Consider the following 22,739-nt stretch of genomic DNA (forward strand, 5'->3'; position numbering starts at 1 on the left):
GCGACCAAAGGGCCGGCCAACACAGCTAGATCCCTCTTAGCCATAAGCTTGTGATGTGCACCACAAAATTAACCGGTACGAATATTATAAGCCGTTTCACTGGATATCCAACGGGTAAAAAGCACTATTTCCGAAACAAACTAACCCTAAATCGTGACATTTAAGCGACAAAACAACCCCTCTTCCCAGCGGCCTTTACCCGCAACGGTGAGTCTTTTTCAATCTGTTGCAAACAGGCGCTCGGCAGCCGAATTAGACCCGTAAGTCTTGTTTACCCAAGGGCACAGAGAGACCGAAGGCTGTAACCCGACATCGCCCGCTACTTGCTTCAGCAAACACCAGCAGCCCACCAGCAGGCCCAAAAACCCAGATAGCCCCCTGGCGTCTCGCAGCATGGATTGGCTCATTCCAAAGCCCACAAACGCCACCACAATCACAGCACCGCACAATGCGAAAGCCTGGACCTTGCGGCTACCCACCTTCATCCCCTGCCGCCAATAGCGCCAGAACAGCAATAAAGGCACAAAATACAGCCCCAGCAACGTCGCCAGCCCAATCACACCGCGCCGGGCCAAGGTATCCACAATATCGTTATGTAATTGATCATAGCGGCTAATGCCGGGGTTAAATCGGCCTTCGCCCACCCACTGATCACGGCGAGCTTCCAGCCGCCCTTCACCCCAGCCTAACAACGGCTTTACCTGAATCAGCGCCCAGCCGGCTCGCCACATTTCCAATCGCACCCCCAAAGATGAGCCGGTACCGCCCTGGGTATATTCCTGCAGGTTATTCACCCCCTGCCCCAACCGGTCAGACACCGGCGCCCGCGGCATCAACGCCATAGCCAACAGGGCAACCACCAACATCACCACCAGGGCAAGCACCCGCCCACGGGGTAAAGACAACAAACCCGCCCCGCTTACCAATAACGCCAACGCCGGGAATACCACCCAGCCGCCGCGCGTGCCGGATAACACCGAAGCAAGCAAGCCCGCCAAGGCCCCCATAACCAGCATCCCCCGCTGTAAAGTAGAAAAACGATGCCCCAACGGGAACCGTAACAACACCAACGGCACCAAACACAACGTGCCGAGCAACAGCGCAATGTTGCCAAACGGAATCGCATTCATCCCATTGTCCGAGCGCCAGCGCCCAAGCCAAAAGTGCTCATACCCCGCAATAGCCCCGGCCAACAATGCGCCAATGGCAACACCCCACCACCAAGCGGGAGCAACCAGCCGTACACTGCTGCGCCAGCCCAACAACACCGCGCCCGCCAACAATGGCCACAGTGGGAGCAACGCCCCCACGTTTTCTGAACCCACAGGCCACAAAGCAGTGCGCCAAACATCGGCAAGCCAAACCAGAGAAAAGAGCCCCAGCACCCACAACATAACCACATCATCAGCAGCCAGCCGAGCCCCCACCCTGCTGCGACAGATCACCAAACACAACAACGCCGTGGCAACCGCCAACACCGGAAGCACAGCATAGGCAAGCTGAAACACCAACAGAAAAGCAAGAAAAGAAAACAGCACAATGCTCGCTGAGAACCGGCAAAAGGGAATCAAGCTCTCACCTCATCGGTAGCTCGAATTAGCCCAAAGAACGGAATCAGACAACCATATGGCATTAGAGGTAACCGACATCCTTGATGCGCTTACCTGTCACAACAATTGTGGGATTACGCCTTGCAGGCTAATTCGACCTACAAATCACAAACACACACATCCATTCGTAAGTCGTGTTTACCCCAGGGCACAGAGAGGCCCAAGGCAGTAAGCCGACATTTATGAAGTCACGTCACTCATCACCTTGCGCAACACTTCACAAGTCTTATCAATCTCGGCCTCGGTTAATGTCGGGTGCACCAGAAACATCAAGGAACTCTCACCCAAAGCCTTAGCTACCGGCAAACGTTCTTCAGGTCCCAAACCAAGGCTGGTAAACGCCTTCTCCAAGTACACCTCGGAACAGGAACCCGAAAAGCACGGCACTCCTTTTGCAACAATGGCATTCATAATCTGGTCACGCACAACTGCAACGGGCTCATTAAACGCTGCTTCATCCACAAACACATAACATTTATAACCAGCATGGCCGATGTCTTCCGGCACCACAGGCACCCGCAAACCAGGCAGTGATGCTGCAGTTTCCCAGATTGCCCGGCAGTTGGCCTGGCGCGCGGCGGTCCACTCCGGCATGCGCTGCAACTGGATCCGGCCAATGGCGGACTGCATTTCAGTCAATCGCCAGTTAGTGCCTACCGACTCGTGCAACCAGCGAAACCCAGGCGGATGCTCACGCTCATACACCGCCTCCCAGCTTTTACCGTGGTCTTTAAAGCTCCACATCCTGGACCACAAGTCACGGTCATTCACCGTGACCATGCCTCCCTCCCCGCCAGTAGACATGATTTTGTCTTGGCAGAAAGACCAGCACCCCACATGACCTAAACCACCCACCGGCTTGCCTTTATAGGTCGCGCCATGTGCCTGTGCGCAATCTTCAATCACAAACAATTCATACTGGTCAGCAAGCGCCATCATGCCATCCATATCACAGGGCCAGCCGGCGAGATGCACCGCAATCACCGCCCGGGTTTTAGGCGTAATCACCGCCGCAATCGACTCAGGAGTAATGTTCTGGGTATTCGTGTCCACATCCACAAACACCGGCGTCGCCCCAGCGTTAATCACCGCTGTCGCCGACGCCAAGAACGTGCGCGGCGTTACGACCACTTCATCACCAACGCCAACGCCCAAACCTTTAAGGGCCAGATCCAAGGCCAACGTGCCGTTGCCCACAGCAATGGAGTAATCCGTGCCCGCAAAAGCCGCAAAGCTCTTCTCAAACTCCCGGCCTTCTTGGCCAGTCCAGTAATTCACTTTGTTAGAAAGCAGTACACGAGACGCTGCATCGGCTTCTTCCTGGGTAAAGGAAGGCCAAGGAGAAAAGGGGCCGTTAAGCATGAGTAACCTTCAAGGAAAAAATAAAAGGAAAAATGCACAAACAAATCATTTTTTAACCAAAGGCTTCGCGGGATTACCGATTACGGTGACACCCGGCGGCACGCTTTTCGTCACAACAGCCCCCATCCCAACGACTGCCCCAGCTCCAATAACGAGCGGTTTGTCTGGCGTGCCCTGCTTAAGAATTGCTCCTGTACCAATATAAGCGTGATCCTCAATATGGACATTGCCATTACAACGAACCCCAGGCGCCAAAGTAACGTAGTCACCGATAACACAATCATGTGCAATATAGCTGGAAATATTCGCGTGGAATTGCTTTCCAATCCGGATATTGGAAGTCAACTGCACAAAATGACAAAGAATCCCCCCCTCTCCAACATCAACCTGATCTAGCATAACGACATTGTCCGCGATTACGGAAAGTATACCAACTCCATCGTTTGAACAGCGTGCAACGAGCTTCTCTCTAATCACACTGTTAGCTATTGCCAAAACCACTTTGCGTGTCTCTGCTGTATTAGCAAGAAACTCGGCATAGGTTAATACTGAATGGCCGTTAAGCATTTCAGTAGCCGGGGTGTCGTCAACGAAGACAAAACGCACATCAGGATAAACACCTCTAAACTGCCGCTCAACTAACGGCATCACTTCACGACCGAAACCACTCGCACCATATACCCCTATTAAAGTGTTAGACATTATCGGCCTCATCATCATTTCCGTAAAACCGCGTCATAGTGGCCTCCCCATCATGACTTATATCATCCCGTTTAATCACCCGTAAAATCGTCAAAAAAATAATTTTAATATCCAGCAACAAAGTACGGTTCTCCACATACCACACATCCAGCTCAAATTTTTCATCCCAGGAGAGCGCATTACGGCCATTTACTTGCGCCCAACCCGTAATTCCGGGACGTACTTCATGGCGTCGAGCCTGACGCTCGGAGTACAACGGCAAGTATTCCATCAACAAGGGACGAGGCCCAACCAGGCTCATATCCCCTTTCAGTACATTCCACAGTTCAGGCAATTCATCCAAACTGGTAGAGCGCAAGAACTGGCCAAATGCGGTTAAACGCTCAGCGTCGGGCAGCAGCTCACCTCTTTCATCTCGTTTATCGGTCATGGTCCGAAATTTAGCCATCTGAAATGCGACCCCAACCATGCCTGGGCGAGTCTGACGGAACAGCACCGGGCTACCCAGTTTTAGTCGCACTAGAATAGCTAGCGTAACAATCACGGGCGCCAACAAAAGCAAGCCAGCCAACGCACCCACAACATCCATGAATCGCTTCATCCTAGACCCATTTTCCTGAGCATGACCGCGTTCACCTTGTGCACATCATATTTCTCTTCCGCAATCTGCCGCGAGCGAATGCCCATGGTTTTAACCTTAACAGGATTCTCAATCAGCCTGATCATGGAGTCGGCCAATGCAGGCACATCTTTTACAGGAACAAGAAAACCATTGTCGCCATCTACAACCGTCTCTCGGCAACCCGGGGCATCAGTAGTAATTACAGCCCTCCCCATAGCCATAGCTTCCAGTACGGTACGCGGCGTACCTTCACGGTAGGAAGGCAAAACATATACGCTGCTATCCGCAATCGCAGGCCTTACGTCTGAAAGCTTTCCCAGAAAATCAATCGTGCCAAGGTTTACCCATTCATCTAGCTCTTTCTGTGAAATGGCGTCAGGATTGTCATCAATCCAGCCCACTAGTCTGAAACTCACATCCGGATAGCGAGCTTTCACCAGGGCTGCTGCCTGGGCATACTCACGCACTCCCTTGTCCCCCAGCAAACGCGCTATAAGCAAAAAAGAAGGGCGTTCCGGTAAGGGAGAAACGGCATACTCTGTCACATCCACGCCAGAACCATTTACCACACAAGAAGAAATCGAAGGCCTCAGAATCCCCAACTCTCTGAACAGAGCTTCATCATCCGGATTCTGGAAGAAAACTAAACTGTTGCGAGATAGAGAAAATCGATAAAGCTGCTTAATAACGGTCCGCAGTACCTTGCGAAGCCCTTCCGCCTCCCCTGTAAAGGCGTAACCCAACCCGGTAATCAGTGCAAACCGATGCTTTACACTGGACAGCCAAGCTGCCAAAGAACCGTAAATCACCGGTTTTATGGTATAACCGAGCACACAATCCGCCTCTATATGCATGATAAGTTTCCGCAGCGACAGCAACGTATACAAATCTTTGAATGGATTTAATCCCGTGCGATGGAGAGGAATATCATGAACAATAACACCAATGTCATTCAGGCGTTTAGCAATATCCGGGCTTGAATCAAGCTTTGGAACAGCAACATGGACCTGGTATCCAGCATTAATAAAATTAGATATCAGAGCCCCTCTAAACTTAACAATCGAATCCGGATAGCTGGCAATTAACACTATAGACGACATAACTAGACCTAACGAATAAGCTTCGACCGGAAAAGAAAAATAATATTTCTTAAATCTGTCAAATTAAAAAACAAAACATCCGCAAGCTTCTCTCCCGTCCTATAAGAAAAAACAAAAACAACGCACAAACCGGCAAAAGAATAAGAAATGACGCTAGAAATAACCGCCCCATAAACCCCATAATCAGGTATAAGGCATCCATTAATAGTGACATTTAAGAAAACAGAAATGAACATAGCCAACAAATAACCCTTGATCCCACCACTAGAAATCAAATAGGAACCCAGAATTTTACACGGAACCATAAAAAAGTTAGCGGCCAGAACCAATAATGAAAAATCAAAACTAGATGAAAACTCATCGCCAAAGAAAAAAACCACAAAAAAACGGCCAAATAGGGCATAAAAAATATAGACGACCAGAGTGACAAACAATGCAACCCTACTCGAAAAGGCAGAATCAGCAGCAGCCCCCCCCCTCGATGAACGGCTAATCTGCACATCCTTAAAGATATCGGAAAAAACCCAAAGGTATTCAGCTATTATAACACCGACCGAAAAAGCACCCAAAATTAAAGCATCAACATTGAAGTACGCCAACATCAATATATCAGCCTTATAATTTATCATAATCAAAACTGTCAGCAAAAAATAAGGGAAAGACTTAAAAATTGAAACCTTCCCTCCTTCAAACAACAGCCTAGACCCTTCTAAAAAAAACGTATAAAAACCCTCTTTTTTCACCCCTCCAACACAAGCACTATAAATATAATAGCCACTAAGAATGGTAATGAAAAAATTCTTTAAGAAAAGAGCAAAAACACCCCAAAAAACACTTTCAGGGAAAAACAGCCAAAACAAAAAGACACATAAAACTTCAACCACTCCGCCAGAAAAAGACGAAACCGCCGCCCCTCTTATATCTTCAATTAACGCATAGCTCTGTAATTGCATCCGAAGAAGCTGAGAGATTGAAGCAGCAATAATCAATGCATAAAAAGGTTTAATAAAATGCCAAAGTATTAACAGTAAAACGGTCAAAGCCACACATGAAATGATCGAGAAAGAAAAATGAGCAGCCGAAACTGATCGCCCTAAGCTCCGTCTATAGCTTTGAAAAGAACCTGTAACACCTAGCCCTAAAACCACAGAAATAACAGCCGCCGCATTGACTACAATTGCGTATTCCGCCCTCAACTCTGGCCCTAAATACCTGGCTAGAAGAACAGAGGAAATCAATCCTAGCAATATAACTGAGATTTTTTTTAACGCTGTGAAAATGTAATCGGACAAGTGAGAAGCCCTAGTTAGTCAATGACTTTTTTTACAAAACAGGCTGGATTGCCAGAGTATAATCCCCCTGACTTAACCTCCCCCCTTACGACTGAACAAGCTGAAATAACTGCTCCCTTCCCCAAAACAGAGCCTTTAGTTATAACAGAATTGCTGGCGACCCAAACCCCTTCACCAATAAGTATTGCACTCAGATTAGATCGGCGCAAAGAAACACGCCCATTTTCCCTTCCATGCGCAGTAGTGGCAACAACTACATTAGGCGAGAAAATACTCCCCTTTTTAATTTTCAACCCTCCAACTGCATTAATCCAACAATTATGAGCAATATAGACATCATCCTCGATTTCAAGATTCCAAACACCATTAAAAATACACCCGGAAGCTACCGATAACCGGCGCCCCGCAGACTTGAAAAAAAGCCCAAGGAGCTTCCCCCGAACAAGATTTCCTACATGAAAGTTTGGAATCAAAACATCACAGAACAACTTAACAAAGTGAAACAAAACCACATAAACAAAAAAGGTTTTCGCCTTTCTTCTGTAAAACCCCAGTCTTTCATGCATAATCACGTCTCCCCAACCCAACCAAAACCTTATATAAAAATAATATTATTAATGGCAGCAAAAGATTCATAGACAAATAATTCATCATATTCATACTATTTTGCCCCCAAAAAAAACCGATCCGCATAACACATAAAAGCAAAAAGTAGTGAACCTCTAAAAAAACAACACTACTCAAAAAACCCATCAAATAATAACCAATAAAAACAAAAAAACAAGATAGCAATGGCGCAAAAATAAAAGGCAAAAATAAATACCCTTGTGAAATCATAGGAATAATCTGAGACCTTCGGTCGACATTAACCCACATCCTGTCATTAAAATATATATTTGAATACTTCACATCCCAATCTGAAACCAAAATATTAAGCCCCATAGTCGGCCTCAAAAAATCATATATGAGGACTTCTAACTTTGAAGCCTCCGGGTAGCGAACGGAAACTTCGGCGCCGATCGCAACATTATAAATGCCTCCAGTATAACCTTGTATCTGATCTGCCATTGAAACCAAATGGGAGTCAGATTTTGACACATACTCCCTTTCACTTGTAATTAAACCAAAAAGCCCAAAGACGGCGACCCCAACCAAGCTTGCTTTTATTAACGAAACCCTAGGATAAAGCCTCATGAATATTATCATTGTAGCAACCGCCGTAAGTATCACGGCGATTCTATTAGTTCCAAAAAAAATTGAAATATTGACCAAACAAACCAAAAGCGCCAACCATGCATACAAGTTCGATTTATTCTTCCGCATACTAATAGCCTTCAGAAAAAAAACAACCAAAAGTACTTTTGAAGTCATTAGCAACATCGCCACAAAAATTGCCAAAGATGTCACGGAGTAATCTTCCGAAACAATTTTCGGATAAATAAAATTGACGAACAATAGAGCTTGAGGAAAAAAAACAACTAAAAAAATTGAAGCTGCAGCTAAGCCAGCACCAAACCACACAGGCAATACTTTTTTTTCTGAGACAAACAGCGCTCTACTTTTTTTATTCCAGTACTTTCTTTCTAGCACAAAAATTAATATTGAAACCACCAGCAACTCATAAACCATAAGCATAATAGCTGTATTGTAACTTTCAGATAGTGGCGGACTCCAAGACCGACCTTCATAACCTCCATTCACCACCACAAGAAAAGGAAAAGCGACGTATCGAAGAAACATTACGACGATACTGACCGCTAAAAAAATGCTTGGACCGCGCCACCAAGCCACAGCTGAAACAATAAAAACAGAAGCCAAATAAGCTAATGGCATAAGAGGAAGCAGTGTATAATTTTCATCTCCAAATCCAACACTCATAAAAACAGCAAAAATTGCAACTGCAGAAGTTAGAAGTATAAAGAGCCGGTATCCGGTTCTGGATAGAAAATCCAAGTTATTCAAACTTATTCCCTTCTACTTTTCTAATGACGTCATCAAAAACAGTACGCCTGGCTTCCTCTATTACTTCTGGCAAAAAACGCCGGGATTCAGAAAAATTTCGCTCACACACTGATGAGCATAATTCAAGGTCATTTAACAACCGCAAGCACGCATTAGAGAAGCCATCAACATCATTTGCATCAAAAACACACTCAGGAGATAGTAATTCTGGGATACCGCCAACATTTGAAGCGACTACAGGACACCCGCGACTCATTGCTTCAATAATAGCCCTACCTTGCCCTTCAGTGAGACTCGGCTGCAAAAGCACGTCGATTGTATCGAGCCATTCGTACATTCTATCTCCTGGTGAAATATAGCCCTTAAATACCACATTCAATGAAATACCTAAGCCTTCGGCTATTTCTTTCCATCTACTAGGATCTCCAGGCCCGACCAATTCAATTTTGACATTATCAAACCCTTGCTGATGAATTTTCTTGAGCACCCTAAGTGCAACCTCATGACCTTTATAATCAACATTCAGAGACCCGACCAAACCTATCGTTTTTCTTTTTTTTGATTTTGCAAGTTCTAATCGGTTCTTAATGTCATGCATCCTTGCTGCGGAAATTTTCACATTAGGACAAACATAAGAGTCACCAGTTGTAGGATAAACACTCTGCAAATACTCTGATGTTATATAAACAACCGTTGATGCATTAAGAACTGTCTTTGCCATTAAGTAGTGCTCTATAGGCGCAGAAAAAAAACCCATCTTTGATCCATGCATTTTAGATGCCTCAAATGCATTGCCGACAACCTCCACAAGACAAACCTTATTATGCTTTCTAGCAAGACGAGCAGCCATTAAACCCAAGGTGCTAGGCAGTCTAGCAACGACCACATCTGAATCTTCAATCAACCTCGACATTTTTTTATTGACATAAAAGAAATAACGAACACCTTTAACTTCTCTAATATTTTTTTGTGGAAAAAAAGAAACCCTTTCATCTTGGATTGGCTCAATATCATTAACAATCCGTTGATAAGAAGACCTGCAAATAACATCAACAGCGCCAAACGCATTTGCATATCTCTGCAATACTGACTGAGGGAATCCAGACCGGCTATAAAAGCACTCCCCATCATTTATAAAAATATGATCATGCGCAAAAACTGATTTCATAATTGCTTTCCAATGTTTAACATGAAAATCTAATTTTAATTTTCTTTGCAGGCACACCGCCATAAACACTATCAGCAATCGCCTCATTGACTAAAACAGCCCCGACAGCCAACACAACACCTTCGACAATAAAACTTCCTGCTTAAAATCTACAACCGGCACAAACCCACACGCTTCTGGAAACATATGTTTCGCTATTATAGCCTCTTGATCTTTTTATAGGGATTACAGGGTCACTATAGACATAATTTGTCGACAAAATTGAGATAGAATCGGCAATAAATACATCACACCTATTGAAATTCCGCCAGCAGCATCCATATAACAAAAAATAATGCTACATTCTTATTCTTCTTAAAAAACCGCTACCCCTCATTCTAAACTCCTTAACTTACTTCCTACTTCTTTATACAGAATTCACCCATCGAATTTAGATACCAAGGCATTGCTTTCTTGATTCCTTCAACAACTATAAACTCAGGCTCGTAACCCAGCATGCTCTTAGCCTTACTTATATCTGCCATCGAATGTCGAACATCACCAACTCTAAAGTCTTTGTACTCTAGAAAATTGTCGCAATTAACTCCACAACTAATTAGTTCAGCACTGATAACAGCATACAAATCATTGAGTGTAATTCTGTCGCCCAGGGCAACGTTGTATACGTTGTTTTTAAAATCCTCCTGAGCTGTTGCGGCAAGAATATTCACCTGAATCACATTTTCTATAAAACAGAAGTCTCGGCTTGTTTCCCCGTCCCCATTGATAAATACAACTTCCCCCTTAATCATCGCCGCAATCCATTTTGGGATTACTGCTGCGTAAGCTCCATTTGGATTTTGTCTCTTACCAAACACATTGAAATAACGAAGACCGATAGTCTGAAAGCTATATGAACGAGCGAATACCTCAGCGTAAAGCTCATTAACATATTTAGTAATTGCATATGGCGACAGTGGCTTACCGATTTTACTCTCCACTTTGGGAAGATCTGGATGATCGCCGTAGGTTGAGCTTGATGCAGCATAGGTGAAGCTGGCGACATTAGCGTCACGGGCGGCAACCAACATATTCAAGAAACCATCAATGTTAGCCTGATTAGTAGTGATAGGGTCTTCAATGGAGCGCGGCACTGAGCCCAATGCCGCTTGATGGAGCACGTAGTCGACACCAGAAACTGCTTTCTTGCAGTCATCCAGATTTCGAATGTCTCCTTTGATGAAGCTAAAGCGGCCCCATTGCTCTGCAGATGCTACACGCTGGACTTCATCCAGGTTCTGTTGGTAACCGGTGGCAAAGTTGTCCAGCCCGACTACCGTTTGATCTAGTTTGAGCAGAGTTTCCAGCAAGTTGGAACCGATGAAACCGGCCACGCCGGTGATAAGCCAGGTTTTTGGGTTAGACTTGAGATCAGCTTTCACTTGTTCGTAGCGGGTAGTCATGTTTCTTCCATGTTTCGTATGTCACTTCCGCGCCAAGCGGCGCTCCTACAAACTGTTCGAACTTGTCGTTTCTGCCTCTCAATGCGAGGCCGCTACGTTACGGTTCGTTTGAGAGCGAACTCTTACAGGCGTAGATCGACTTGGTCTTTGGGAAGCGTGTATTTCAGGTCGTAGAGAACGTGATCGGATTTACCAAGACCTCGGATATCGTCTGCCCCCATCGCTTTGAACTGGTTGTGACCCACCGCCAGAATGATAGCGTCGTAGGCTCCTTGCTCTGGCTGAGCCACCGGACTGATCCCGTATTCATTCTCTGACTCTACAGGATTGATCCAAGGGTCGTGCACATCTACGGAGATGTTGTATTCTTGCAGCTCTTTAACCACATCCACGACCCGTGTATTACGCAGATCAGGGCAGTTTTCCTTAAACGTTAGCCCCATTACCAAAACACGCGAACCATTTACCTGTATTCGACGGTGTAACATGGCTTTCACCAACTCATTGGCAACATGGCGGCCCATGGCATCATTGATCCGTCGACCTGCAAGGATAACTTCAGGGTGGTAGCCAATCGATTGTGCTTTATGGGTGAGGTAATAAGGATCCACTCCAATACAATGGCCTCCCACTAAACCTGGACGAAACGGTAAAAAATTCCACTTGGTCCCCGCCGCCTGCAGCACTTCTTCCGTGTCGATTCCTAAACGGTTGAAGATTATAGACAACTCGTTGACCAGTGAGATATTCAGATCACGCTGAGTGTTTTCGATCACTTTGGCCGCTTCTGCCACCCTAATGCTGGACGCCTTGTGAGTACCGGCAGTAATGATAGACCCATAAAGCTTATCAACCAGCTCTGCAATTTCCGGTGTGGAGCCAGACGTCACCTTGGTGATAGTCGTCACACGGTGCTCTTTATCACCTGGGTTAATTCTTTCGGGACTATAACCGGCGAAGAAATCTTTATTATAGGTAAGCCCAGAAACGGACTCTAAGACAGGAACACAGTCTTCTTCCGTAGCACCGGGATACACCGTAGATTCATAAATAACGACATCCCCTTTCTTTAAAGTCTTGCCGATACTTTCTGAAGCTTTAATCAGCGGCGTAAGATCCGGGCGTTTATGTTCATCAATGGGGGTCGGTACGGTGACGATATAAACATTACAATCATTAAGACTTGCAGGGTCTGCGCTGAACTGCAGTTGAGTGGCACTCGCCAGCTCTTCATCGCTAACTTCAAGAGTGACATCATGCCCCGCATTAAGTGCATTAATACGGGGTTGATTAATATCAAAACCCGTGACTTCGCGGTACTTACCAAACTCCACCGCCAACGGCAGGCCAACATAGCCCAAACCAATTACGGCCAATTTGATGTCATTCAGTTCCATTTCGTTTTCCAATCCGTTATGTGCTGATGATTGATTGTTCGATTTCCCTTGCGGCTATCCGCCACGTCCGCATTTCGAACGAGTCGTTTTACCGTTTGCTCAGTTCCATCACTTCAAAGCAGAAAAGTTCTCTAGGAGCCCCCCTCCTCAATATTTTCGTGGCCCTCCCCCCCTTCTACATGGTCTCCAAACTTAGAGCTTTACTTTATTCACTACTCTTGCCGTACTCATAGGTATAGTAACCGTATTCGGTTGACGCTCGCCGCTCCATGCAATTGAGAATGGCCCCTTTTATTTCAACATTATTCTGAGCAAAGCGAGTCAGCGTAATATCGACTTCTTTAACACTATTCACGCCAAAGCGAGTGACAATCAGGCTGCTGCCCGCTAACTGACCAACGATCGCAGCATCGGTTACCGCAAGGATAGGAGGGGTATCCACAAGCACGATATCGTACTGGGCGCTCAGTGATTCCATTAGGGTTTTAAAGCGGTCATGCATCAACAGCTCTGACGGATTGGGGGGCAACTGACCACGGGGAATAAAGGATAAATTTTCCATTTGCGTGGAGTAGACAATGTGCTCCTGCTCCACCTGGCCAGACAAATAGTCTGACAACCCTGCGCCACTGTCATTTTCAAAAAAGCGATGCATGTGACCTTTGCGCATATCCGCATCTACCACCAGTACTTTCTGGCCGGTTTGGGCAAGCACCGCCGCCAAATTAGCAGAAATGAACGACTTGCCGACCCCAGGACTGGGACCGGACACCATAAGCACCTTGTTGCTGGCTTCCATCATGGCGAAGTGCAAACTGGTGCGCAGGCTGCGCAGCGCTTCTACCGCCAAATCATTGGGATCCGAGAGTGTTAATAGCGGTATGGCTTCTTTGCTTTTTTTGCGTTTGCGCCGATACTGCAACGAGGCAATGCGATCTACTTTCTGTTGATGTTCGGACAAAGGAATAGAGGCATACACAGAGATGCCTTGCTCTTCCAGTTGCTCCGGACTTTCGATGCCCCGGTTGAAAACGGCTTTCAGCAAGACAATACCCACAGACCCCATGGCGCCCAGCATGGCCGCTAGAATGGCAATTAATGGTTTCTTTGGTTTAACCGGTGCCGGTTGCACCAAGGCCTTATCGATAATACGCACGCTACCGACAGTGCCAGCCTTCATAATGCGCAATTCTTGCACCTTGTTAAGCAGGCCTACGTAGATTTCCTGATTCACTTCCACGTCGCGCATAAGGCGCAGCACTTCCTGCTGGGTTTCTGGAAGGGCTTTAATTTGGCTGTTAAGTTGCTCTTTTTCCTGGTTAAGAGACGCGCGCTGTTGAACCAGGGTGCGGTAGGCGGGGTGCTCGCGAGTAAAGCGGGCTGAAATTTCGCTTTCTTTAATTTTCAGCTCATTGATTTTTCCTTCAATGGCCACCAGCCGCTCCAGCACGGACTCGGTTTCCAAAGAAAGGTCGACGGATTCGCTTTTTAGGCGGTAGGCATTGAGTTTTTCTTCGGCACCATTGAGCTTTTCTTTAATTTCGGGAAGTTGCTCGTCTAAGAAGTCCAGGCTGTTTTCAGCTTCCGCCGACATCCGCTTAATATTCTGAAGTAGATAGGTTTCGCTAATGGCATCCAGGATGGCACGGATACGAGCCTTATTTTTCCCAGTGATGGACAGGGCAATAATCCCTGTGGACTTTCCTTGTTCACTAACAGAAAGGCGGCTACGAAGCTGACTCACAGCACTTGCGCGGCTTTGATGTATGAGATTCAGCGGCTCTTCGCCGTATTCCCACTCTCCTAGCTCCAATCTAATCCGTTTGTCTTTGCTCGTGATCGGGGTGTCCAACGGGGCACTGCCCACTTTTTGCTTATCCAGATAAAGCGTGGGCAAGCCGTTTTCTTCGATCAGCGTAAACGTTTTTCCTTCCAGATTTTCCGGTACTTGAAAAGATTTAACCGCCACGGAAGTTTCACTGTCTCGGTAGCCGGCAAACAGGGGTTGGGGTACGAATGCGGGGGCAGGGTCTGCTGCGCCTAGGGCGCCCAAAAAGGGTACCCGGTCTGGGGCCACGTGAATATCCAATTGCAGCTGATCAATAATTTGCCCCAGCACCATCCGGGAGCGAATAATCTGGATTTCCGCATCGGCAGAGGATTCCTCTGTGAACAATTCATTTAGCTCGGAAAAACCGGGCACGCCACCCTGTTTATCTTCTACTTGCAGCAAGGCATCCGCTTTATAAATCGGCGTGGCGAACAGCCCATAGGCCACACCAAAGCACAGTGCAATAAAAGTCGTGCTGATAATTAGCCAACGGTGGTCAACCAGTAGGCCCCACAGGCGTTGTAGGTCAATTTCGTCCGACATAGTGGATGACGACTGGAGCGGGCGTGTTGTGCTTGTTTCGTTGTTTGGCATGTCTTTTTCTGCTCTGCCTGTCTGGTTGCCGATGGGCGTTTTTTGCAGTGAAACCACCGCTCTTACTCATTTTAAGATGCAATCTCGTTCCGTTCTTGCGCCAAGTTACCGGGTGTGAGGCCTCTGGGAGGTGCTTTGCTGCGGCGAACTCACGCCTTGGCGAGGTGATTCTATTATTCTATTGCGGCCTTGTTCGTCGCCCCTATCCTATCGCCGCTCCTATGGCCTTACTTTCCTTTTCGCCTTATACCCTTTGCATTATTTCTACGTTAGCACATGGCTCCTCCCTTAGGAGGAGACGTCTACTATGTTCGCACCCAATAACAGAGCGCCTACCCATTTTATTTGGGCCATAGAAAGTTGTGTCATAGAAAGGGGCCTCTACAGCTTTGCAGCCCAGGCTTTTGTGCCCTCACGCATGGCCGGGTAGATCCTTTCGAAGGCATCCCGGCCTCGCTTAAAGGGGTCGGGAATGTCGTGGCCACCATTCCAATGCGTTAGTAGGAAGGTTTTACCGCTGGCTTCGGGGAACGCCCTGCCCAAGCGTTCTTTTTGGCGGCTTTCCATGACCAAGATTAAATCGCTATCGCGGCATAATTCGCTATTCAACTTGCGGGCCACATGGGCGCCACACTCTAAGCCGTTTTCTTGCGCCACTGCGCGGGCGGTGGCGTCCATACCCTCCCCCACCAGCCCAACTAGGCCGGCAGAGGACACGGTCTTTTCCGGCTTTAGCTCGCGGAGCATGGCGGCCACGGTGGGGCTGCGGCAAATATTGCCGTCGCACACCACCAGAATACGGTTAAACATTACTCGTCCAAATCCCTAACCCTGTCTGCCGACAGAGCCCCGTAGTAAATGGTTTGGAAGGTGGGCAGGATATTTTTGATTACGCGGTTCCAACGGGCCAGCGGCGCGGCGGTGACATAAACAATGTCTCGGCTTTGCAGCTCGAAGCCATCGGCCAAAATCAGGGCTGTAGCGTCCTTGGCGTTAAGCTGGTAAAGATCAATTAAATGCTCACTGCCCTCGGGCGCGCGGCGCATCACGAAGATGCCACGGGCGTCGGCGGTATCTTGGGTGTAACCGCCGGAAGCAGACAGGGCCTCTGCCAGGGTGAGGCCGTTACGGGTCATGGGCACGGGCTGGCTCTTACCTACTTCGCCTAACACAAACACCTTGTTATCGTCGTTGCGGGCCACGTGCACTACATCGCCGGGGCGCAGCAATACGTTATAGGCGGGATTACCTTCCTGGTACACGGCTTTCAGCGACAGGGTGTGCTCCTTACCGTTACGGGTAAGGGTCACATTGTTCCAGTCGGCCATTTCCGTGAGCCCACCGGATGAATTCACCGCATCTAGCAGGCGCAGGGGCACGTTGGTGACTGGGTAAGCGCCGGGCTGTTTTACCTCACCAGAAACATACACGCGCTGGCTGCGGAAGGCGGCAATGGTGACATCCACTTGCGGGTCTTCAATGTATTGGGCAATGCGTTTGGCAATGAGATCGCGGATTTCGGTAACCCGTAGGCCAACCACTTTGATTTTGCCCACGTAGGGATAAAAGATGGTGCCATCGTTATGCACCCAGTTACCCGATTCTGACGGGCTACGCATGGAGCCCGCCGGAATGGTTAACTCAGGGTGATCCCAAACAGTGATTTGCAGCACATCCCCCAGGCCAACCACGTAATCATAGTCTTGCGGTTCGTCGAGCAGCACCGGCGCTGGCTGGGTGCTGGCTTGGGGCTCGGCTTTTAATACGTTGGTGGTGATCGCATGCACTTGCACCACATCCGACAGGGGCTCTGCCTGTTCTGCGCTTTCGTCTTCATCGAGAAACCAGCCCGGCGAAGTGGAAATATGGGAACCCGGCACTGCTGTACAGCCTGCCAATAATGCCAACAGGCCAGCAGCCAAAAATTTACCGAGTGGATTCATAAATACCTGCATAAACTCTGTTACCAATTGATGTCGCGGGTCCACTGAAGGCCAGCGGTAAACCGCTCCCGCTTTTCATAGGTGACTACGGCTTCATTCGTAGTAGAAAGCAACCAGTTCAGCCGGCCGCCCAGTAGGGGGTGGCCGATGCGCAATTCGGCCAGCGTGATGTCTTGTTCGTCTGCGGCCTGAAGAATTTCGTCCCCATCGATATGCAGCACTGCGCGGGTGCTCCCCCCGTCATTCAGGGTCGCTCGGGAAAGGCTCAGAGAGACCGTCACATCGTTACGGAAAAACTGCTGTACACCCAGGGTGGTGACTTTGGCGTCACCCTCCCAAGTACTGGCCAGGTTACGGCCATGGTAGCGGAAACCGGTCTTGTAGGTGCTGTGCTCGTACATAACATCGTGGCGTCGATCACCAAACCAACTACCCGCCACGGTCTCGGTGGCTTCAGCAAAGAAACGCTGGGAGCCTTTTCCCCAGCCGGTGACTATATCGATACCGGCGAGAGACGATCGCTTGGAGGGCAGGCCACCGGCTTCATCTTCGCCAATGAACTGGCCATAAATCCCCAGTGGCACATCACCGGGGTTCAACGACAGACGAAAATCCACCCCCCCGATTTGATTACTGGGGTCATCATCATCGAAACCTGACGATTCGCCGTTATCCCGGCCAATGGTCGCGTCCCAGAAAGCCTGAAAGTTCTGCGGACGCCCTTCCCCGCCCCACTGAGCCAGCCGCGTGAGGCCGATTTGTAGCGAGTCCAGCGGCTTGAAGACAAAGCGTGCACCTAGCACATGGGCATCGGGCACAGCCCGGTCTTGTTCCTGGCGCCCGGCAATAAACTGTAAATCCCAAGGGCCTATCCAGCTGAGCCAAGGGCTTTGCGGAGCCAGCGGCATTTGCCGAGACAGCCACACTCCGGGTATCGGGCGGGCATTGTTAGAAAGCGCCAACGAGCTTTGCCAGCCCGGCCCCCACCAACGGTCGATAGCGCCTACGCCCAGCTGCCAGTTGCCAACAATACCGGCTAGGTAACTGTCATCCATGCGCACATATTCATTGTCGCGATCGCCATCCACATACCCGATGGCCAATCGCCCCGCCCAACGATCACCCATGCCATAAAGTGTCACTTGGCTGGTCTGTTCATCTTCCACTTGGGTGTCGAAGCTGGTGTAAAGGGGCTCTTGATTGGCCACACCCAAAGTAATAGAAGCACCACGGGTGCTTTGCTTGGCTTGGCGGAGGGCTTTTTCAAGGAAGGCGGCATGCTGGTTTTCACAGCGTTCTGTTTCCGCTTCCGGGAGGCTATGGCGGGCAAGGCGATAACCCTTCATTAGGGCGGCCCAGCTGATCGGCCAGCTGAGCGTCACTCCCTCTAGGCAGCCTTGAGATTGCAGCACCTCAATGTGATGGCGTGCAGCCAGATCACCAGCCGACACCCATGGAGAAGAAGCCTGGGCGCTGCTTGCAGCCAAAAGGGCAAAGCCCGCAAAATACCAACGAGTTGATCGTAAAGAGAACGGCACTACGGACATCCTATCCAGCTGTTTAACATCATGGGGGCGAATTATTAATGCTTTTTTTTGTCATCCATATGACAAGCTGCGGCATTTTACCGTTTGTTTACCGTAATGCGAATGGTCTTCAATACTAAACCAACGTAATTAATACGAATTAATGACACAGGCCCCTTGATCGCTAGGGATACGGCTAGAAAAAGCAACGTTTTTTGTCTAACAATCTAGCAGGAGATACTAGCCCGTTAGCCCGTTAGCCCGTTAGCCTGTTATCGCTAGAGCGAGGGGAAAGGGGGGCAAAGCGAAGAGAGCAGAAGGGTCGGCTTACGGCCTTTGGGCTGTAGCAGCCTAAGCCGACAATGGAATGAAGCGCCCGCCTTAAAGGCTTTGCAGGGCATCGCGTATGGGGGTATCACCAGAGATGACGTCGAACTCTTGGTTACGAATCTCCATTCGGGTGACTTCCGCCAGCACCTTGGCCACATCTTCTCGGGAGATTTCCCCGAAACCCTTTATTTTCTTCTCCAGCCTGATGTGCCCCAGCGGCGGTTCCTCAGTGAGGCTGCCGGGGCGGACGATGACATAATCTAGCCCACTGCTGCGCAGGTGATTGTCTGCATTGCCTTTGGCTTCGAAGTAATGGCGCATTTTTTCCGGGCCGCTGGCAGGGTCATCTGCGCGCATGGAGCTGACCATGATAAAGCGGCTGGCGCCCTGCTCTTTTGCTTGATCCACCAGTGAAATGGCACCGTTCTGGTCCACATCGATGGTTTTATCCGGGCCGCTGTGAGGGCCGGAACCGGCGGTGAATATGACAGTATGCTGCCCTTTCAGGGCATCCTGGCAGTCGCCCTCCAAATCTGCCACCACCACATCGGCGGCTCCCAGCTCTTTGAGTGACTGTGCCTGGGCGGCATCGCGGACCATGGCGGTCACGTGGATGTTGTCGGCGGCCAAATGAGGAATCAGCCGGCGGCCAATTTTTCCGTTTGCGCCTGCAATAAGAACGTTCACGCGGGTCTCCTTTTCCGGTTGGTTAATAACAGGGGTTGTGATGGCGCGGAGGACTTTCAAGGGTAACCGGTGTGTGTAGGTCCGATTGACCCAAGGGCACAGAGAGCCTGAGAGGCGTAATCCGACATTTCATCATTCTGGGCTTGGTTGTCGGCTTACGGCTACACCTAAGTCGACCTACACAATCACTAGGATTCACCCGATGTTGCACCTCAGGGCGTGATCATCACTGTCATGGAGACATTTATGCGCCCGATACTACTGATAGTGAGCCTGATTATGCTCAACGCCTGCCAAAGCACGCCCCGCGCCCCCATTGAGGTGGCCGCCCCCTTCGACCTAGACCGTTTTATGGGCAAATGGTATGTGATTGCCAATATTCCTACTTTTCCCGAAAAAGGCGCTTATAACGCCACGGAAACGTACCGCCGGGCCGGGCCGAATGAAATTGCCACCACCTTTACCTTCCGTAAGGGTGGCCCAGAGGGTGAGCTGAAGACCATGACTCCCACCGGGTTTGTGAGCGAAGAAAACCCGGCGATATGGGGGATGCGGTTCCTCTGGCCATTCAAGGCCGACTTCCGGGTGCTGTACGTAAGCCCGGATTACCAGGCCACCATTGTGGGCCGGGAAAAACGCGATTACCTGTGGATTATGGCCCGCAGCCCGGAGATAGAAGCCAGCACCTACCAGCACTTGCTGGAGACCGCCAAGGCCCGCGGTTACAGCCTGAACAAGCTGCAAAAAGTACCCCAGCTGTGGTGATGTTTGTTGCTGGCGCGCGCCGGCTAACGGGGTAGCCACCTCCGCTGCCCTATGGTCAGTGTTCTCATGCTGGTGCCAGCGTAACGGGAATGCCATTGAGCTGTGCCATGGCCGTTACCGCTTCCACCTGCTCGGTGCCCAGCACATCGTTGATGCTGCTGCCCGCTGTACTCCGGGCAATGCCCAACTGAACGCCCGCGCGATCATGGCCCCAACCATGGGGCACGCAGACCACACCGGGCATGATGTCGTCACTGAGGGTGGCCGGTAGCGTTATGCTGCCGGCACTGCCGCTAATGAGCACATCTGCGCCCTCTTGCACCCCCAACCGTTCTGCATCCACAGGGTGCAACATGGCGTTGAAACGGCCTTTGCCTTTGATTAACCGTTGGCTGTTGTGCATCCAGGAATTATTGCTACGCAGATGACGGCGGCCAATCATCAGCAGCTGATTGCCTTGCGGAGCATCGGGCACCGGCAGCCCTTGCAGTGCCCGGTGATACAGGGCGGGAACCAGATTGATCCGTTGATTGGAGGTGTAAAGGCGTTGTGGCAGCATGGGCACCAGCGGCCCTAAATCAATGCCATGGGGAGCGGCTTCCAAGCGCTTTAACGTTAGCCCACCGCTGTTGCCACGCAGCAAACGCCAAGCCACTTTAGGCAGGGTGTGCAAGCCCTTTTCCCTCAGCTCAGCCAGGGCCTTTCCGCCACTGCCATAGGGCCCCAGGCGCAGGCCCAAATCGATAATGCCCCGGTCGCCCAGCGTGCGGATAAAACGATCTGTGGCGGCGGACTTCAAGCGGTTGCGGCGACTGCGGGCGTTAAGACGGTTCAACCGTGAGGTGAGCCCGAGCAGGATTTCCCAATCGTGCAACATGCCTTCCGGGCGAGGCACCAACGGTGGCGTGTATTTCACCACATTGCGCACCGCCACCGCCTGAAAAATAGGGTCGAACTGGCCGTGTTCGAGCTGGCCGGTGGGCGGCAGAATAATGTCCGCATGGCGGGTGGTTTCATTGATGTAAAGATCGATGCTGACCATGAAATCCAGGCCACTGAGCGCACGATCCAGCTTGTTGCCATCTGGGCACGACAACACCGGGTTGCCGGCATGGGAAATAAAGGCTTTTATCTGGCCGCGCCCCGGCGTCAGCATTTCATCGGCCATGGCCGTGACCGGAAATTCACCGCCGAACTCCGGGTAGCCGTTCACCCGGCTGCGATAATCGTCGAAGCTGCCGGTATCGCCACTCAGGCCACTCATGCTAACAACATCAAAAGCCGGGTTGGTGAACATGACACCCCCTTGGCGGTCCAGATTGCCGGTGAGGATGTTAATCACATAGACCAGCCAGGCGCTGAGGCTGCCGTGGGCGCTGGTGGTTACCCCCACGCGGGAGTACACCGCCGCGCTGGGCGCGTTAGCAATCTCGCGAGCCAGCGTGCGGATAGTCTCGGCGGGTATGCCCACCGCCCCAGCCACTTTTTCCGGGGTCCAGGGCGCCACCAGTTTCCCTAGGGTTTGCTTGCCATCAAGCAGGCCATCGATACGGCCCGGCGCCACCAATAATTCCGCATACAGCACCTGCACTAGCGCCAGCAGCAGGTACACATCGGTGCCCGGGCGCACGAAATGATGCTCGTTTGCCAGCTGGGCGGTTTCGGTACGACGCGGGTCCACCACCACCAGTTTGCCCCCGCGGCTTTGCAGCGCTTTGAGGCGATTTTTCACGTCGGGGACGGTCATGATGGAACCGTTGGAAACCAATGGGTTGCCGCCAAGGATCATGAAGTAATCGGTACGGTCGATATCCGGAATCGGGAACAGGGCCTGGTGGCCAAACAGCTGGTAAGTAGCAAGCTGATGGGGCAACTGGTCCGTTGAGGTGGCGCTGAAGCGCTGGCGGGTATTCAGCGCCCAGGTAAACGGCAACAACATAAACAGGGCACCGTGGTTGTGTGCCGTGGGGTTGCCCAAGTACAGCGATACCGCATTGTTGCCGTGAGCGCGCTGAATGTCGTGGAGCCGCTGGGCGGTTTCATCCAGGGCTTCATCCCAGCTAATCGGCACCCAGCCATCGGCGGTGCGCTTCACCGGGTGGCGCAGGCGGTCTGGGTCGTTATGCAAATCTTGCAACGCCACGGCCTTAGGGCAGATATGCCCACGGCTGAACGGGTCAGCCTTGTCACCACGGATAGCGTGTATGTCATCTCCGTTGTGCTCTACCTCGATACCGCACATGGCTTCGCATAAATTACAGGTGTGGTAGTGAAGGTGTGTCATCGGTAGCCCCGTTGGTTGCGCGAAGAGTTCTTGTTTATCAGATTCGCGAAGAAAAGGCGCGGTGAATATAGGGTTTTATCGCTGGAATGTACCCAAGGGCTCCGAGGGCCTGAAAAAGCGTA

The 22,739-nt window shown here is 50.0% G+C and carries 18 protein-coding genes; 1 reads left to right on the plus strand and 17 read right to left on the minus strand.

All coding sequences use genetic code 11. The features are described from left to right. Nucleotides 1-218: 218 nt before the first annotated feature. From Y017_RS02320 to Y017_RS02400, 16 genes are all read right to left on the minus strand, one after another. Entirely contained in the window at nucleotides 219-1,538 is a 1,320-nt protein-coding gene (locus Y017_RS02320) for an O-antigen ligase (protein ID WP_155849234.1), read from the minus strand. A gap of 252 nt (nucleotides 1,539-1,790) precedes the next feature. Then, nucleotides 1,791-2,972, minus strand: a complete 1,182-nt coding sequence (locus Y017_RS02325; protein WP_035458562.1) for a DegT/DnrJ/EryC1/StrS aminotransferase family protein — start codon at nucleotides 2,970-2,972, stop codon at nucleotides 1,791-1,793. 45 nt (nucleotides 2,973-3,017) lie between these two features. Then, the gene (locus Y017_RS02330) at nucleotides 3,018-3,674 is read right to left on the minus strand and encodes a NeuD/PglB/VioB family sugar acetyltransferase (protein ID WP_035458771.1); all 657 of its coding nucleotides are present in this window, start codon (nucleotides 3,672-3,674) and stop codon (nucleotides 3,018-3,020) included. After that, a complete protein-coding gene (locus tag Y017_RS02335; RefSeq protein ID WP_304412606.1) occupies nucleotides 3,667-4,263 on the minus strand; it encodes a sugar transferase in 597 nt (198 codons plus the stop codon). The genes Y017_RS02330 and Y017_RS02335 overlap by 8 nt, the downstream gene beginning before the upstream one ends. 8 nt (nucleotides 4,264-4,271) lie before the next feature. Beyond that, nucleotides 4,272-5,396, minus strand: coding sequence for a glycosyltransferase family 4 protein (locus Y017_RS02340; protein WP_035458564.1), 1,125 nt, complete (start codon nucleotides 5,394-5,396; stop codon nucleotides 4,272-4,274). Nucleotides 5,397-5,404: 8 nt separating this feature from the next. Continuing rightward, entirely contained in the window at nucleotides 5,405-6,688 is a 1,284-nt protein-coding gene (locus tag Y017_RS02345) for a polysaccharide biosynthesis C-terminal domain-containing protein (RefSeq protein ID WP_155849235.1), read from the minus strand. Between the two features lie 14 nt (nucleotides 6,689-6,702). Beyond that, entirely contained in the window at nucleotides 6,703-7,254 is a 552-nt protein-coding gene (locus tag Y017_RS02350; protein ID WP_035458566.1) for an acyltransferase, read from the minus strand. Next, on the minus strand, nucleotides 7,247-8,650 hold the full coding sequence (locus Y017_RS02355) for a hypothetical protein (protein WP_155849236.1): 1,404 nt from the start codon (nucleotides 8,648-8,650) through the stop codon (nucleotides 7,247-7,249). Before Y017_RS02355 ends, Y017_RS02350 begins: the two co-directional genes overlap by 8 nt. Continuing rightward, nucleotides 8,643-9,818, minus strand: coding sequence for a glycosyltransferase (locus Y017_RS02360; protein ID WP_157825231.1), 1,176 nt, complete (start codon nucleotides 9,816-9,818; stop codon nucleotides 8,643-8,645). Before Y017_RS02360 ends, Y017_RS02355 begins: the two co-directional genes overlap by 8 nt. A 398-nt stretch (nucleotides 9,819-10,216) precedes the next feature. Next, a complete protein-coding gene (locus Y017_RS02370; protein WP_035458575.1) occupies nucleotides 10,217-11,260 on the minus strand; it encodes an NAD-dependent epimerase/dehydratase family protein in 1,044 nt (347 codons plus the stop codon). Between the two features lie 122 nt (nucleotides 11,261-11,382). Beyond that, complete coding sequence (gene tviB, locus Y017_RS02375; RefSeq protein WP_035458577.1) at nucleotides 11,383-12,657, minus strand: Vi polysaccharide biosynthesis UDP-N-acetylglucosamine C-6 dehydrogenase TviB; 1,275 nt, start codon at nucleotides 12,655-12,657, stop codon at nucleotides 11,383-11,385. 205 nt (nucleotides 12,658-12,862) lie between these two features. After that, nucleotides 12,863-15,082 carry a polysaccharide biosynthesis tyrosine autokinase gene (locus tag Y017_RS02380; protein WP_035458772.1) on the minus strand — a complete coding sequence of 740 codons (2,220 nt, stop codon included), beginning with the start codon at nucleotides 15,080-15,082 and terminating at the stop codon, nucleotides 12,863-12,865. A gap of 381 nt (nucleotides 15,083-15,463) precedes the next feature. Further along, on the minus strand, nucleotides 15,464-15,892 hold the full coding sequence (locus tag Y017_RS02385) for a low molecular weight protein-tyrosine-phosphatase (RefSeq protein ID WP_035458579.1): 429 nt from the start codon (nucleotides 15,890-15,892) through the stop codon (nucleotides 15,464-15,466). Further along, nucleotides 15,892-17,025 carry a polysaccharide export protein gene (locus tag Y017_RS02390; RefSeq protein ID WP_081737557.1) on the minus strand — a complete coding sequence of 378 codons (1,134 nt, stop codon included), beginning with the start codon at nucleotides 17,023-17,025 and terminating at the stop codon, nucleotides 15,892-15,894. Before Y017_RS02390 ends, Y017_RS02385 begins: the two co-directional genes overlap by 1 nt. 20 nt (nucleotides 17,026-17,045) lie before the next feature. Further along, nucleotides 17,046-18,572 (minus strand): capsule assembly Wzi family protein, encoded by a 1,527-nt coding sequence (locus tag Y017_RS02395; protein ID WP_035458585.1) that lies wholly within the window; start codon nucleotides 18,570-18,572, stop codon nucleotides 17,046-17,048. 360 nt (nucleotides 18,573-18,932) lie between these two features. Next, complete coding sequence (locus Y017_RS02400) at nucleotides 18,933-19,568, minus strand: SDR family oxidoreductase (RefSeq protein WP_035458588.1); 636 nt, start codon at nucleotides 19,566-19,568, stop codon at nucleotides 18,933-18,935. 246 nt (nucleotides 19,569-19,814) lie between these two features. Between Y017_RS02400 and Y017_RS02405 the strand changes: the two genes are divergently transcribed. Then, complete coding sequence (locus Y017_RS02405) at nucleotides 19,815-20,333, plus strand: lipocalin family protein (protein WP_011588186.1); 519 nt, start codon at nucleotides 19,815-19,817, stop codon at nucleotides 20,331-20,333. Nucleotides 20,334-20,397: 64 nt separating this feature from the next. Here Y017_RS02405 and Y017_RS02410 read toward each other — a convergent pair whose 3' ends face one another. Further along, the gene (locus Y017_RS02410; RefSeq protein ID WP_035458590.1) at nucleotides 20,398-22,617 is read right to left on the minus strand and encodes a molybdopterin-dependent oxidoreductase; all 2,220 of its coding nucleotides are present in this window, start codon (nucleotides 22,615-22,617) and stop codon (nucleotides 20,398-20,400) included. Between the last annotated feature and the right edge of the window lie 122 nt (nucleotides 22,618-22,739).

The sequence above is a fragment of the Alcanivorax sp. 97CO-5 genome (assembly GCF_000524665.1).
GTDB lineage: Bacteria > Pseudomonadota > Gammaproteobacteria > Pseudomonadales > Alcanivoracaceae > Alcanivorax > Alcanivorax borkumensis.